Origin of the sequence: Kitasatospora sp. NPDC058478, from assembly GCF_042720345.1 — a bacterium.
GTDB lineage: Bacteria > Actinomycetota > Actinomycetes > Streptomycetales > Streptomycetaceae > Kitasatospora.
The window spans coordinates 93244-109203 of sequence record NZ_JBHXML010000023.1; the positions used below are offsets into that span (position 1 = coordinate 93244).

Here is a 15960-nt window from a genome sequence, read left to right on the forward strand (position 1 = left end):
TCCGGCAGCTCTACCGGCGGGCGCTGCTCACCGCGGGTTCGCTCCACTGCTCGGGGACGGTGATCGGCTCCTCCGCCGTCTCCCGGGCGGGCACCTGGGGCAGTTTGTAGACCCAGGAGCGGTACATCCAGCGGGCGGTGAGGAAGCCCAGGGCGAGGCAGAGCTCACCGCCGACGGCGTCCATCCAGAAGTGGTTGGCGGTCGAGACGATCACCGTCAGGGTGGCCAGCGGGTAGAGCAGGCCGAGCACCCGGACCCACGTCCGGCGGGCCAGGTAGAAGATGGCCAGCCCGCACCACATCGACCAGCCGATGTGCATCGAGGGCATCGCCGCGTACTGGTTGGACACGTGCGCGGCGGGCCCGGAGGCCATCGAGCCCCAGGTGCCGTGGACCTTCACGGTGTCGATGAAGCCGCCGTCGGTCATCAGCCGGGGCGGGGCCAGCGGGAAGAAGTAGAAGCCGATCAGGGCGATCGCGGTGGTGGCGAACAGCACGGTGCGGGCGGCGACGTAGCGGCCGGGGTGGCGGCGGTAGAGCCAGACCAGCACGCCGATGGTCACGATGAAGTGCAGGGTCGCGTAGTAGTAGTTCATCCCGGTGATGAGCCACCCGACGCTGTCGACGGCGTGGTTGATCGAACGCTCGACGGCGATGCCCAGCGACTGCTCCAGGTCCCAGATCCAGCGCGTGTGCTTCTGGGCTATCGAGGCCTGCTCCGGGACGGCGTTGCGGATGATCGAGTAGATCCAGTAGCTGATCCCGATCAGGGCCAGTTCGAACCAGATCTTCGGCCGGGCCGGTGAGCGCCGTTGGTCGCGGATGCGGCCGCGCAGTGCGGCGATACGGGACTGGGTGGCGCGGGCGGCTCCGTCGGGCAGGCGTCCCGAGGAGGCCGGCCGTGCTCCGGAACCGTCACCGAGCGCCGCTTCGGCCCGCTGTGCGCGGCCGTGTTGGATCTTGGTCGGTTCCCCCATGGACGAGAAGTCTGCCAGACGTCCCGTCGCCGTCCGATCATCCCCTGGCAGTGGATTCTTCACCGGCTGTCCCCCTTGAGGGCTAGGGGGAGGCTCCCACCGGGGTAGGGGGTGAGGTCGGGTCTGGTGCTTACCGGTGGGACAGGCATGCGTCCCATTGTTACGCCGACCGCTCCAAGGGCGTAATCGGGGTGGCGGCAACGGTCCTGGCCTGGAGTTTCCCGGAAAGAAACCGTTTCTGCATCTTGCTGAAACATATTGCAGGCCGCTAGCTTCCAGGGAACTCGCTCACCCCTTCCCCTAAGGGAGACCCTCAGTGGCCGATGTCCGGCTCCGCCCCCGGCGGAGCACCCCCCGACGCAGACCCGGCCGCACGGCCGTCCTGCTGGCCGCCGCGCTGACCGCCGCCACCCTCGGCAGCGCCCCCGCGGCCCTCGCCGCCGCCCCGCCGCCCCCGCCCTCGGACGCCGCCCTGGCGGCCACCGCCGGGCGGCACGACCTCAGCCGCGAGCAGTTCTACTTCGTCCTGCCCGACCGCTTCGCCAACGGCGACCCCGCCAACGACACGGGGGGCATCACCGGCGGCCGGCTGGACCACGGCTTCGACCCGGCCGACAAGGGCTTCTACCACGGCGGCGACCTGGCCGGCCTGATCCAGCGGCTCGACTACATCCAGAACCTCGGCACCACCGCGATCTGGATGGCCCCGATCTTCAAGAACAAGCCGGTCCAGGGCAGCGGAGACCAGGCCTCGGCCGGCTACCACGGCTACTGGATCACCGACTTCACCCAGGTCGACCCGCACTTCGGCACCAACGACCAGCTCAAGGACCTGATAGCCAAGGCCCACGCCCGCGGCATCAAGGTCTTCTTCGACGTCATCACCAACCACACCGCCGACGTCATCGACGACGCCGAGCAGCAGCACGGCTACCGCTCCGTCGGCGCCTACCCGACCCTCGACGCCGACGGCAGCCCCGTCGACGAGACCGCGATCGCCGACGCGGGCGCCCCCTGGCCGCGGCTCACCAAGGACTCCTTCCCCTACACCCCGGTCTTCCGCAAGCCCGCCGACGCCACGGCCAAGACCCCGTCCTGGCTCAACGACCCCGCGCTCTACCACAACCGCGGTGACTCGACCTTCGTCGGCGAGTCCGCCACCGAGGGCGACTTCAGCGGCCTGGACGACCTCGACACCCAGAACCCCCGGGTGGTGAAGGGCTTCGAGAAGGTCTACCAGCAGTGGGTCAAGGACGCCGGCGTGGACGGCTTCCGGATCGACACCGTCAAGCACGTCAACATGGCGTTCTGGCAGCAGTGGGCGCCCGCGCTCAAGGACTTCGCCGCCAAGCAGGGCAACAAGAAGTTCTTCATGTTCGGCGAGGTCTACTCCGGCGACCCGGCGATCACCTCGCCGTACGTCACCAAGGGCAAGCTCCAGGCCACCCTGGACTTCCCGTTCCAGGGCGCCGCCCGCGGCTACGTCTCCCAGGGCGGCTCGGCGAAGAACCTCGCCGACGTCTACGGCCAGGACTACCGCTACACCACCGCCGACACCGACGCGTACGAGCTGCCGACCTTCCTCGGCAACCACGACATGGGCCGGTTCGGCTCCTTCCTGCTCGCCGACAACCCGGGCGCCGACGAGGCCACCCTGCTGAAGAAGGACCGGCTCGGCACCGAGCTCCAGTTCCTCACCCGCGGCCAGCCCGTCGTCTACTACGGCGACGAGCAGGGCTTCACCGGCGCGGGCGGCGACCAGGACGCCCGGCAGGACATGTTCGCCTCCAAGACGCCCTCCTACAACAGTGACCGGGTGCTCGGTGGCCCCTCCGGCCCGGCCGACCGGTACGGGCAGGGCGGCGCGCTCTACCAGGACGTCGCCGCACTGGCCAAGCTGCGCCGCGACAACCCGGCGCTCGCCGACGGCGCCCAGATCGAGCGCTACGCCGCCGACGGCGCGGGCGTGTACGCCTTCTCCCGGATCGACGCCGGGCAGCGGACCGAGTACCTGGTGGCGGTCAACAACGCCGCCGAGGCGAAGACCGTCACCCTGGACACCTTCTCCGCCGGGATGGGCTTCGACCGGATCTACCCGGCAACGGGCGGGAAGGCGACCTCCGGCGCCGACCGCAAGGTCACCGTGACCGTGCCGGCGCTCTCCTCGGTGGTGTTCAAGGCCGGCGCCGGGCTCGCCCCCACCACGGCGGCGCCGCAGCTCTCCGTGCAGCCGCCGGCCGACGGTTCGAGCGGCACCGTCACCGTCGGCGCCACGACCGGCGGCGGCTTCAACCGCGTCACCTTCGCCGCCCAGATCGGCACCGGGCCCTGGCAGACCCTGGGCACCGCCGACACCGGGAAGAACCTGGTCACCCAGGACCTGGGCGCCACCGCCCCCGGCACGGCCGTCCGCTACAAGGCCGTCGTCCAGGACTCCAGCGGCCGACTGCGCTCCGCCACCGCGAGCTTCACCACCGGCGCCCCCGCACCCAAGCCGGTGCCCACCGCCGCCGCCCGCCCGTACGCCGTCGTGCACTACAACCGGCCGGACGGCGACTACGACGGATGGAACCTCTACGCCTGGGGCGACCTCGCCGACGGCGAGGCCACCCCGTGGCCCGCCGGGCACGCCTTCACCGGCCGGGACGCGTACGGGGCCTTCGCCTACGTGAAGCTCAGGCCCGGCGCCTCGGACGTCGGGTTCGTCGTCGAGAAGAACGGCGTCAAGGACGTCGACGCCGACCGCCACGTCGACGTCGGCGCCACCGGCGAGGTCTGGCTCCGGCAGGGCGACCCGGCCGTGCGCACCGCCGACCCGGGCCCGGTGAACACTCCGCCCGCCAACACCGCCGTCCTCCACTACAACCGGGCCGACGGCGACTACGACGGCTGGGGCCTGCACGACTGGACCGGCGCCGCCACCCCCACCGACTGGGGCAAGCCGCTGATGCCGGTGCGCCGCGACGCCTTCGGCGCCGTCTTCGAGGTGCCGCTGGCCCCCGGCGCGACCAGCCTCAGCTACATCCTGCACAAGGGCAACGACAAGGACCTGCCCACCGACCAGTCCCTGGACCTCGCCGTCGACGGCCGCGAGGTGTGGCTGCTCGGCGGCCGCGAGGGCCACCTGCTGCCGCAGAACGCCGCCGCCTCCGCGCAGGTGGACCTCGGCAGCGCCAAGGCCCAGTGGATCGACGCCAGGACCGTCGTCGTCCCGGCGGCCTACGGCGCGGGCGACGCGGCCCTGGCCGGCGGCACCAGCGCCCAGCTGGTGTACGACCCCGAGGGCGGCATCCGCGCCGACAAGGGCGTGCTGACCAAGCCCGGCCGGTGGATCCGGCTCAACGCCGCCCAGGGCGGCCTGACCGCCGCGCAGAAGGCCGCGTTCCCGCACCTGGCGGGCTACCGGGCCTTCACCGTGGACGCCCGGGACACCGCCCGCGTCCCGGCCGCGCTGCGCAGCCAGCTGCTGTTCACCGAACACCTGCCCAGCGGCGCCGTGCTGGCCGCCACCGGCGTGCAGACCCCCGGCGTGCTGGACGACCTCTATGCGCGCCGCACCGGCCGGGTGGACTTCGGCCCGGCCTACTACAACGGCAAGGTGGCGCTGTCGGTGTGGGCGCCGACCGCGCAGGAGGTGTCCGTCCAGGTCTTCGACAGTGCGACCGGCGGCACCCCGAAGACGCTGCCGCTGAAGCTGGACGACGAGACCGGCGTCTGGGAAGTCGTCCGCGACAAGGGCGAGTTGGACGGCAAGTACTACCTGTACCAGGTGAAGGTCTGGGCGCCCTCCGTCCAGCAGGTGGTGGTCAACACCGTCACCGACCCGTACTCGGTCGCGCTGTCCACCGATTCCAGGCGCAGCCTGGTCGCCGACCTCGCCGCCAAGGAGCTCAAGCCCGCGGGCTGGGAGGAGCAGAACGTCCCCGAGCCCGTCCCGCCGGCGCAGCAGCAGATCCAGGAACTGCACGTCCGGGACTTCTCGGTGGAGGACACCACCGTCCCGGCCGCCGAGCGCGGCACCTACCTGGCGTTCACCGAGTCGCAGTCGGCCGGCATGCGGCACCTGCGGGAGCTCGCCCAGGCCGGGGTGACCACCGTCCACCTGCTGCCGACCTTCGACATCGCCACCATCCGGGAGAACCGGGCCGACCAGAAGCTGCCGGCCTGCGACCTCAAGTCCCTGCCCCCGGACGGTCCGAAGCAGCAGGAATGCGTGGCGGCCGTCGCCGCCGACGACGCGTACAACTGGGGCTACGACCCGTTGCACTACACCGTGCCGGAGGGGTCGTACGCCACCGAGACGAACGGGACGGCGCGCACCGTCGAATTCCGGCGGATGGTGCAGGCGATGCACGAGGCCGGGCTGCGGGTGGTGCTCGACGTGGTCTACAACCACACCGCCGCCAGCGGCCAGGCCGAGCACTCGGTGCTGGACAAGGTCGTCCCCGGCTACTACCAGCGGTTGGACGACAACGGCAAGGTCACCGCGGACAGCTGCTGCGCCGACACCGCGCCCGAGCACGCCATGATGAACCGGCTCGTGGTCGACTCGGTGACCACCTGGGCCCGCGAGTACAAGGTCGACGGCTTCCGCTTCGACCTGATGGGCCTGGACCCGAAGTCCACCATGCTGGACGTGCAGGCCGCGCTGCGGAAGATGACGCCCGCCTCGGACGGCATCGACGGGAAGAACGTCTTCCTCTACGGCGAGGGCTGGAACTTCGGCGTCGTCGCGAACAACGCCCGGTTCGAACAGGCCACCCAGCTCAACCTGGCCGGCACCGGCATCGCCACCTTCGACGACCGGCTCCGCGACGCCGCCCGCGGCGGCAACTTCATGCTGAACTCCGCCCCGCAGCAGGGCTTCGCCTCGGGCCTGTACACCGACCCCAACGGCTCGCCCGCCAACGGCACCCCGCAGGAGCAGAAGGACCGGCTGCTGCACCAGATGGACCAACTGAAGGTCGGACTGGCCGGCAACCTGGCCGGCTACTCCTTCACCGACAGCTCGGGCCGGGCCGTCACCGGCGCGCAGGTCGACTACAACGGCGCCCCGACCGGGTACGCGGCCAAGCCGGGCGAGGCGGTGGAGTACGTGGACGCCCACGACAACACCGACCTGTTCGACGCGCTCGCGTACAAGCTGCCGACCGGCACCGCGCCCGCCGACCGGGCCCGGATGCAGGCGCTCGGGCTCTCGCTCACCGCGCTCACCCAGGGCGCGGGCTTCGCCCAGGCCGGCAGCGACCTGCTGCGCTCCAAGTCGCTGGACGCCAACTCCTACGACTCGGGCGACTGGTTCAACGCCATCCACTGGGACGCGACGCAGGGCAACGGCTGGGGCCGGGGCCTGCCGCCGGCGGCCGACAACAAGGAGATGTGGCCGACCGCGCAGTCCCTGCTGGCGAACCCGCGGCTGACCGTGGGGGCGGCCGAGATCCGTGCGACCTCCGCGCAGTACCAGGAGTTCCTGCGGATCAAGCAGTCCTCGCCGCTGTTCTCGCTGCCCACCCTGGCCGCCGTCCAGCAGCGGCTGTCCTACCCGCTCTCCGGCACGCCCGGTGAGACGCCCGGGGTGATCACCCTGCACCTGGACGGCACCGGGCTGAAGGGCGCCGAGAAGGGCGTCACCGTGGTGTTCAACGCCACGCCCACCGCGCAGGCGCAGACCGTGGCGGCCCTGAAGGGGACGGGCCAGGCCCTGCACCCGGTCCAGGCGGGCGGCGCGGACGCGGTGGTGAAGCAGTCCGGCTTCGACGCCGCGACCGGCACCTTCACCGTGCCGGGCCGCACCGTGGCGGTGTTCGTCCAGGGCTGATCGACGAACTCCGGAACCCCCGGGTCCCGCACCGCCGTTGTGGCGGCGCGGGACCCGTTTCGTTTTGGCCGCCCGGTGGCCGGAAAGCACCGATGGCACGGCCGGAAGCGTGATGTGCCGCCCCCGCCCGGTGCCGTCGGCCGCCGGGTGGCGCGGGCGGGGGCCCTGAGCGCTGGTCAGTGACTTCCGGAAGTGATCGAACATTCCCCGGATCATGAAAACCGTGTTCATGAGTTCTCAAAGGGGTAACACAACTGATGAACAGTCATGCATACGGTTTCGGTAATGAATCGGCCATTCCGTGGCATGCATCTGTCATTGACGACTCGTTTGCTGCCACGATTCCTGCGGCTGCAGACGAGGGGGCCCCACCCCCCGGTGCAGCCGACCAGATCAGGTGCAGCGCGTCCCAAACCTGCCACGACTTGTGAGCACCGCAACCGCACCCCCGTCGCACACCCCGGGCGGGGGCCCCCACTGCGCCGCAACCCCGCGGCCCAGGTTTCTCTCCACCGGTGCGAACCCGCGCCGGTCGGAAAAGGAGTCCGCATGTCCCGTTACGCTCACGCCCGGAAGGCCGCGGTTGTCATGGCCGCAACCACCGCGCTGCTGGTGACCGGCATACCGGTCATCGCGCAGGCCGCGACGCCCGACGCCCCGTCCGCCGTCGCCGCCCAGCAGTCGGACCGGGCCGCGCTGATCGCCTCCGCGAACCAGCAGTCCGCGTCCTTCGCCCAGGCCCTGGGCCTGAGCGGCCAGGAGAAGCTGGTCACCAAGGACGTCGTCCTGGACACCAACGGCGGCCGCCACCTGCGCTACGAGCGCACCTACGCCGGACTCCCGGTGCTCGGCGGCGACCTGATCGTCCACCAGGACGCCGCGGGCGCCACCAAGAGCGTGACCAAGGCCAGCGAGGCCAACCTCAGCGGCGTCAGCACCACGCCGGCCCAGGCCGCGCCGAAGGCCCAGGCCGCCGCGCTCGCCGCCGAGCAGGGCGCCGCCGTCGACACCGCGCCGCGCCTGGTCGTCTGGGCGGCCGACGGCACCCCGAAGCTCGCCTGGGAGACCGTCGTCTCCGGCCGCGAGTCCGACGGCACCCCGAGCAAGCTGCACGTGGTCACCGACGCCGCGACCGGCGACGTGCTCAGCAAGGCCGACGGCATCAAGCGCGGCTCCGGCAACGGCGTGTTCGTCGGCAACGTGCCGCTGACCACCACCCAGAGCGGCTCGACGTACTCGCTGAAGGACGCCACCCGCGGCGGCCAGTACACCACCGACATGAAGAACGGCACCTCCGGCAACGGCACGCTGTTCAGCAAGTCGAGCGACACCTGGGGCAACGGCCAGGCCAGCAACCGCGAGTCCGCCGCCGTGGACGCCCAGTTCGGCGCGGCCGCCACCTGGGACTTCTACAAGAACACCTTCGGCCGCAACGGCATCCGCAACGACGGCGTCGGCGCCATGAGCCGGGCCCACTACGACACCGGCTACGTCAACGCGTTCTGGGACGACAGCTGCTTCTGCATGACGTACGGCGACGGCTCGGGCGACACCCACCCGCTGACCGAACTCGACGTCTCCGGCCACGAGATGAGCCACGGCGTCACCTCGGCCACCGCCAACCTGAACTACTCGGGCGAGTCCGGCGGCCTCAACGAGGCCACCTCGGACATCTTCGGCTCGATGGTCGAGTTCTACGCCAACCTGCCCGCCGACAACCCGGACTACCTGATCGGCGAGCTGATCGACATCAACGGCAACGGCACGCCGCTGCGCTACATGGACAAGCCCTCCAAGGACGGCACCTCCGCCGACTCCTGGTACTCGGGCGTCGGCAACCTGGACGTGCACTACTCGTCCGGTGTCGCCAACCACTTCTTCTACCTGCTGGCCGAGGGCAGCGGCGCCAAGGTGATCAACGGCGTCAGCTACAACAGCCCGACGGTCAACAACATCACCGTCGGCGGCATCGGCCGGGACAAGGCCCAGCAGGTCTGGTACAAGGCGCTGACCGCGTACATGACCTCCACCACCAACTACGCCGCCGCCCGCACCGCGACCCTGAACGCGGCCACCGACCTGTACGGCGCGAACAGCGCCGAGTACAACGCGGTCGCCACGGCCTGGGCCGCCGTCAACGTCGGCTCGCTGCCCAACCCCGGCGGCATCACCGTCACCAGTCCGGGCAACCAGTCCACCGCGGTCGGCGGTGCGGTGAACCTCCAGATCAAGGCCTCCGGTGGTACCGCGCCGCTGTCGTACAGTGCGACGGGCCTGCCGGCCGGGCTGGCGATCAACGCCTCCACCGGCGCGATCACCGGTACCGCCACCACGGCGGGCTCGTCGAACGTGACGGTGACGGTGAAGGACTCGGCGGGCAAGTCCGGTACCGCGAGCTTCACCTGGACGGTGACCGGTGGCGGTGGCGGCACCTGCACGCCGGCGCAGCTGCTGGGCAACGCGGGCTTCGAGACGGGCTCGGCGGCGCCGTGGACGACCAGCTCCGGTGTGGTGGACAACAGCTCCTCGCAGGCGGCGCACGGTGGTTCGTGGAAGTCGTGGCTGAACGGCTACGGCTCCTCGCACACCGACACGCTGGCGCAGACGGTGACGATCCCGGCGGGCTGCAAGGCGACGCTGAGCTTCTGGCTGCACATCGACACCGCTGAGTCGGGCAGCACCGCGTACGACAAGCTGGCCGTGTCGGTGAACGGCACCACGCTGAAGACGTACTCCAACGCGGACGCCGCGGCGGGCTACCAGCAGCGGACCTTCGACCTCTCGTCCTACGCGGGCCAGACGGTCACCCTGAAGTTCACCGGCACCGAGGACGCCTCGCTGCAGACGAGCTTCGTGATCGACGACACCTCCATCCAGACCGGCTGAGTCCGGACCGGGCCCCCGCGGGCCCGGTGAACCAGGACAGGTGAGGGGCCCGGCGGCTACGGCTGCCGGGCCCTTGTCGTGCGTCCGGGCCCAGGGGGTGCAGAAACGTTTATCCCAGGCCCTTGACGCTCTCTCCCGGCGGCCCTAGGTTCAGCGCTGCAAGTTTCCGGCAAGTTACAGAAACTTCCTGCATAGCTCTTCCTGCACAGCTCATCCCCGGCTGCCCCCACCCCAGCCACCCCCAGGAGACGACGTGGTCACCACCGCCCCCACCCGCCGGACCGCCCGCGCGGCCGGCGCCCTCGCCGCCTCGGCGGCCCTGGCGCTCTCGCTCGCCACCTCCCTCGGCGCCCCCGCCGCCCAGGCCGCCCCACCCGCCGACAACGGCAAGGACGTCACCGCCACCCTCTTCGAGTGGCGCTTCGACTCCGTCGCCCAGGCCTGCACCTCGACGCTCGGCCCGAAGGGCTACGGCTTCGTCGAGGTCTCGCCGCCCCAGGAGCACATCCAGGGCCCGCAGTGGTGGACCTCCTACCAGCCCGTCAGCTACCGGATCGCCGGGCGGCTCGGCGACCGGACGTCCTTCAAGAACATGGTCGACACCTGCCACGCCGCCGGGGTCAAGGTCATCGCCGACGCCGTCGTCAACCACATGACGGCCGGCTCCGGCACCGGCACCGGCGGCACCGCGTACACCAAGTACACCTACCCCGGCACCTACCAGGACCAGGACTTCCACTCCTGCCGCCAGCCGATCACCAACTACCAGGACCGCTCCAACGTGCAGAACTGCGAGCTGGTCAACCTCGCGGACCTCGACACCGGCAGCGCGTACGTCCAGCAGACCATCGCCCGCTACCTGGACGACCTGGGCTCCCTCGGCGTCGACGGCTACCGGATCGACGCCGCCAAGCACATCGCCGCCGGCGACCTCGCCGCGATCAAGGCGAAGACGGCCAACCCCAAGGCCTACTGGGTGCAGGAGGTCATCTACGGCGCCGGCGAACCGGTCCAGCCCAGCGAGTACACCGGCACCGGCGACGTCGACGAGTTCCGCGTCGGCACCGACCTCAAGCGGATGTTCACCAGCGACAAGCTCGCCAACCTGTCCGGCTGGGGCGCCTCCTGGGGGTACCTGCCGAGCGGGCAGGCGCGCTCCTTCATCGACAACTGGGACACCGAGCGCAACGGCTCCACCCTCAACTACACCTACGGCAACACCTACACGCTGGCCAACGTCTTCCTGCTCGCCTCGCCGTACGGCGCGCCCAACGTCTACTCCGGCTACGCCTTCACCAACAACGACGACGGCCCGCCCAACGGCGGCACCGTCAACGCCTGCTACCAGGACGGCTGGAACTGCACCCACGCCTGGCGGCAGATCGCCAACATGGTCGGCTTCCGCAACGCCGTCGCGGGCACCGGCGTGACCAACTGGTGGTCCAACGGCAACAACGCGATCGCCTTCGGCCGCGGCAACAAGGGCTACGTCGCGCTCAACCACGAGAGCGGCCCGATCACCCGGACCTTCCAGACCGGGCTCGCGGCCGGCACCTACTGCGACGTCCAGCACGGCGACCCGCAGCCGGGCGGCGGCTGCACCGGCCCGACCTACCAGGTGGGCGCCAACGGGCAGTTCACCGCGACGGTCGGCGCGGGCGACGCGATCGCGCTGTACGTCCCGGGCGGGGCGGCCAGCACCTCCGGCGCCTCGTTCAACGTCAACGCGACCACCGTCAACGGCCAGAACGTCTACGTGGTCGGCGACGTCGCCGCGCTCGGCGGCTGGGACCCGGCCAAGGCGCTGCCGCTCTCCTCGGCCGGCTACCCGGTCTGGTCGCTGTCGCTCGCGCTGCCGGCCGGCACGGCCTTCCAGTACAAGTACGTCCGCAAGGACGCGAGCGGCGCGGTGACCTGGGAGTCCGGGGCCAACCGGACGGCGACCGCGCCGGCCTCGGGCCTGGCCACCCTGAACGACACCTGGCGGCCGTAGGCCCTGTCCGGCCACCCTCGGGCCGCCCCTGGACCCCCGTCGGCCTGGCCTGACGGGGGTCCCTCGTGCGGGTGGCCGTGCCGGTTCAAACCTCGGCCGGCGAGGCGGCGCTGACACGATCGCGGGATGAGAACCACCCCCCTCGTCCTTTCCGCTACCGCTACCCGCACGACGAGTGATCACCATGGGATCTAACTCCCGGCCCTGGACGTGGGGTTGGGTTAGGGTGGGGACATGGTTGCAAACTGCAAGGAAGAAGTGGCCGTGAACGAACCGGAGTTCGTCAGCGCTCCCGCCCTGATTCTTCAGTCCCTCGCCGCCGACCCCGACCGGCGGGCCATCACCACCGCCGACGGCATCGAACTCACCGCGGGTGACTTCGCCGCCGCCACCTACCGCCTCGCCCACGAGCTCATCGCCCGGGGCGTGGTGCGCGGCGACACCGTGACCCTGCTCGCGGGCAACACCGCCGAGGCGCTGAGCGGCCGTTACGCGGCAGGCCTCGCGGGTGCGCGGGTGGTGAACCTCTACGACGGCATGAGCGCCTCGACCCTGGCCGAGATCGCGACGAGCGTCGACACCGCAGTCCTGCTCGTCGACGCCGAACGGTACCCGGTGGCCGCCGAGTTGCTGCCCCTGATCGACGTGCCGACCGTCCTCCGTCTCGGCCTCGGACCGGCGGCCATCGGCGAGGACGTGATCGCCGCCGCGGCCCACCGGCCCGCCGAGCCGCCGGCCGTCCGGGTCGGCCCGGACGACGACTGGGGCATCCGGCACACCGGCGGGACCACCGGAATCCCGAAGGGCATCCGCAGCCTGCACGGCGCCTACCGGAAGGTCTTCGACACTCCCGGCCGCATGGAGAGCGACGCACCCCGTTTCCTCGCCGCCACCTCGCTCGCCCACCTCGCCGGGCTCTTCTCCGACCTGACGCTCCACCACGGCGGCACGGTGGTCCTCCAGCGGTCCTTCGACCCCGGCGCGGTGCTGGCCGCGATCGAGCGCGAGCGCATCACCGACCTGTGGGTGCTGCCGCCGCTGCTCTACCAGCTGCTCGACCACCCGGCGATCGGCCGCACCGACCTGTCCAGCCTGCGCCGGGTCTCGTACGGCGGCTGCGCGGCCTCGCCCACCCGGGTGCGCGAGGCGCTCAAGGTGTTCGGGCCGGTCCTGTGGAGCGGCTACGGGCAGTCGGAGGCGCAGAACATCTGCATGCTCGCCCCGCACGAGCACGACCGGGTCGGGCACGGCGGCCAGATCGCGGTCGGCCGCCCCCTCCCGGGCATCGAGGTGGCGATCCGGTCCGCCGACGGCACCGAGCTGCCGACGGGGGAGCAGGGCGAGATCCACGTCCGCTCGGACACCGTCATGGCCGGGTACTGGAAGCGGCCCGACCTGACCGCCGAGGTGCTGCGCGACGGCTGGCTGAACACCGGCGACATCGGCTACTTCGACGCGGACGGCTACCTCTACCTGGCCGACCGGCTCAAGGACAAGATCATCGTGGTCGGCGGGCACGTCTACCCGTCCGAGGTCGAGGACCTGCTGCTCACCCACCCGGCGATCGCGCAGTGCGCGGTCTTCGGGGTGCGCGACGCGCAGGAGGCGGAGCACGTCCACGTCGCCGTCGTCGCCGCGTCGGGGCAGCGGCCGGACCTGGAGGAGGTCCGCGCGTTCGTCACGGCCCACAAGGGGCGGATCTACGCGCCGGAGGCCCTGCACGTCGTGGCCGCGATCCCGCTGACGGCGGTGGGCAAGCCGGACAAGAAGCGGCTGCGCGAGTCCGTGGCGGGCTGACGGCGGGAGGCCGGTGCCGGGCCTCAGACAGGCAGCCCTAGCCCCGTCCGACGTACGGCATGGCGGTCGCCATCACGGTGGCGAACTGCACGTTGGCCTCCAGCGGCAGTTCGGCCATGTGCCGGACGGTGCGGGCCACGTCGGCCACGTCCATGGTCGGCTCGACCGCGAGCCGCCCGTCCGCCTGCCGCACCCCGGTGCTCATCGCGGCTGTCATGTCGGTCGCCGCGTTGCCGATGTCGATCTGCCCGCAGGCGATCCGGTACGGGCGGCCGTCCAGCGACAGCGACTTGGTCAGCCCGGTGACGGCGTGCTTGGTCGCGGTGTAGGCGATCGAGTGCGGGCGCGGGACGTGCGCCGAGATCGAGCCGTTGTTGACGATCCGGCCGCCCTGCGGGTCCTGCGCCTTCATCTGCCGGAACGCGGCCCGGGCGCAGAGGAACGCCCCGGTCAGGTTGAGGTCGACCACCGCCCGCCAGGCCTCGACCTCCAGGTCCTCCACCGGCACGGCCGCGCCGAAGGTGCCGGCGTTGTTGAACAGCAGGTCCACCCGGCCGAAGCGCTCGACGGCTGCGGCGAACAGCGCGTCCACCGCCGCCGGGTCGGTGACGTCGGTCGGCACCACCGCGGTCGGCGTGCCGCCCAGGCGGGCGGTCTCCCGCAGCGGCTCGGCCCGCCGGCCGGCCAGCACCAGCCGCCAGCCGGCCGCGGCCAGTTCGACCGCCACGGCCCGGCCCACTCCGCTCCCGGCTCCGGTGACGACGGCGATCTGCTGGGGCATGGCGTTCTCCTGGGTCTGCTCGGTTTCGGCTGGGCTCGGGTTCCCCGGGGTGGGGTCCGCTCGCTCCGGGCGTGAGCCGATCGTTGCGGATACGGGGGCCGCCGTCACTGGTCGAAGGCCCCAAAATTCGCACCCCCGGACAGGCCGCGGACCGTGCTCCCCGCCGTCCGGCCCCCGCCGTTCGGGGGGAGTGGTGAAGGCCTTTACCTGATCGCGAACAAACATTGGATTTCCGGTGGCCACCGCGCAACCGGGCCACCCCGGTCCACGTCATAAGATCGCAGGAAGGCGCGCCACCGCGAGGGAGGACGCGCCGCCACCCCGGGGACCGCACCAGCGCCGCGCCCCCGGTCTGTCCGGCCCCACCGGGGGGCCACAGCCCGGTCAGACGGACCGGGCGTGTCATCGGTCGGAGAGTCCTCACCGTGCTTAGGCAGTCGTCCCGTTCCCGCGCCGTCCTGACCGGCGCCGCCGTGCTCGCCCTGGCCGCCTCGCTCGCGGCCTGCGGGAGTTCCGGCGGCGGGAAGGGGGACGGCGGCAAGGCGGCCGGCACCCCGGGTGCGACCGGTACCGCTGCCACGGGCGGCTCGCCCGGCGCGGGTGGCGGCGGTACGCCCGCGCCCACCACCGCGGAGCCCGCGGCCGCCACCGGGAAGGTGCTGATGCCCACCGGTCCGGCCGCAAACCTGAGCAAGGCCCGGGACACGTCCGCCGGTCCGATCATGATGACCACGGTGACCGGCGCGAAGTCCGGCGTCTCCGGCAAGGTCTGGGTCTGGCTGCCGCCCGAGTACAACGACCCCAAGTTCGCCAAGACCGGCTTCCCGGTGCTCACCCTCTTCGCGGGCGGCCAGAGCAACGGCTACAACACCTGGACCGACAACCAGCTGCCGATCCAGGAGGAGAACGAGCAGCTGGTCAAGGCGGGCAAGTCCCACCCGTTCATCATGATCATGCCGGTGCAGAACTTCAACAGCGACGAGCACAACGCGCTGGACTGCTCCGACATCCCGGGCCAGCCCAAGATGGGCACCTGGATGTCCCAGGACCTCCCGGACTTCGTCCGCGCCAACTTCCGCACCGTGAAGGGCCGCGACGGCTGGGGCGTGATGGGCGCCTCCACCGGCGGCTTCTGCAGCGCCAAGCTCGCCCTCCAGCACCCGGACGTCTACAAGGCCGCCGTCCCGATCGACGGCTACTACGTTCCCGACTCGGGGCTGTGGAAGGGCCACGACGCCGAGCGGCAGGCCAACAACCCCGACGTGCTGGTCGCCCAGGGCAAGGCCGACGTGAAGATGCTGGTCACCGCGGGCGGCGCCAACCCGTACGAGACCAAGCTGGTCAAGGGCTGGGTCGCCAAGGCCGCCCCGCCGGTGTCGCTGGAGTACTACGAGCAGCCCGGCGGCAAGCACCTGACCTCGGACTTCAAGAAGATGATCCCGGACACGCTGCAGTGGCTCACCAAGAACCTGGCGGGCCCGGAGGCCGACTGATCCCAGCGGCGCGACAAGCCGTAGGACGAGCCGTACGGCCGTCCGCACGCTGTCCGCGCGACCCGCACGACGACCCGCACGCCGTGGGGGCGGGGGCCCCCCGGGGCCCCGGGCCCCCGCCGGGCGGCCGCCGGCGGGGGGCCGGGGGGGGGGCGGCGGGGCGCGTTGGGGGCGCTGCCCCCCCCCGCCCCGGGGGGGGGGGGCCGCGGGGGGGGG

General features: G+C 71.6%; 7 protein-coding genes. 5 read left to right on the forward strand and 2 right to left on the reverse strand.

The window, feature by feature from the left end; translation table 11 throughout:
- Positions 1-10 precede the first annotated feature (10 nt).
- On the reverse strand, positions 11-976 hold the full coding sequence (locus ACFWPT_RS15285) for a phosphatase PAP2 family protein (protein ID WP_063347341.1): 966 nt from the start codon (positions 974-976) through the stop codon (positions 11-13).
- 316 nt (positions 977-1292) lie between these two features.
- Between ACFWPT_RS15285 and pulA the strand changes: the two genes are divergently transcribed.
- The 4 genes from pulA (at position 1293) to ACFWPT_RS15305 (ending at position 13470) form a co-directional block, all read left to right on the forward strand.
- Positions 1293-6794, forward strand: a complete 5502-nt coding sequence (pulA, locus tag ACFWPT_RS15290) for a pullulanase-type alpha-1,6-glucosidase (protein WP_380482145.1) — start codon at positions 1293-1295, stop codon at positions 6792-6794.
- 549 nt (positions 6795-7343) lie between these two features.
- Positions 7344-9680, forward strand: a complete 2337-nt coding sequence (locus ACFWPT_RS15295) for a M4 family metallopeptidase (RefSeq protein ID WP_380337588.1) — start codon at positions 7344-7346, stop codon at positions 9678-9680.
- A 253-nt stretch (positions 9681-9933) separates the two neighbouring features.
- Positions 9934-11673, forward strand: coding sequence for a carbohydrate-binding module family 20 domain-containing protein (locus ACFWPT_RS15300; RefSeq protein WP_380482147.1), 1740 nt, complete (start codon positions 9934-9936; stop codon positions 11671-11673).
- 264 nt (positions 11674-11937) lie between these two features.
- Positions 11938-13470 carry an AMP-binding protein gene (locus ACFWPT_RS15305; RefSeq protein ID WP_380482149.1) on the forward strand — a complete coding sequence of 511 codons (1533 nt, stop codon included), beginning with the start codon at positions 11938-11940 and terminating at the stop codon, positions 13468-13470.
- A gap of 37 nt (positions 13471-13507) precedes the next feature.
- Here ACFWPT_RS15305 and ACFWPT_RS15310 read toward each other — a convergent pair whose 3' ends face one another.
- Positions 13508-14251, reverse strand: coding sequence for an SDR family oxidoreductase (locus ACFWPT_RS15310; RefSeq protein WP_380337596.1), 744 nt, complete (start codon positions 14249-14251; stop codon positions 13508-13510).
- A 425-nt stretch (positions 14252-14676) separates the two neighbouring features.
- On the opposite strand from ACFWPT_RS15310, the gene ACFWPT_RS15315 reads away from it, so the two are divergent.
- Positions 14677-15744: an alpha/beta hydrolase gene (locus ACFWPT_RS15315; protein ID WP_380380859.1), complete on the forward strand. Its 1068-nt coding sequence runs from the start codon at positions 14677-14679 to the stop codon at positions 15742-15744.
- Positions 15745-15960 lie beyond the last annotated feature (216 nt).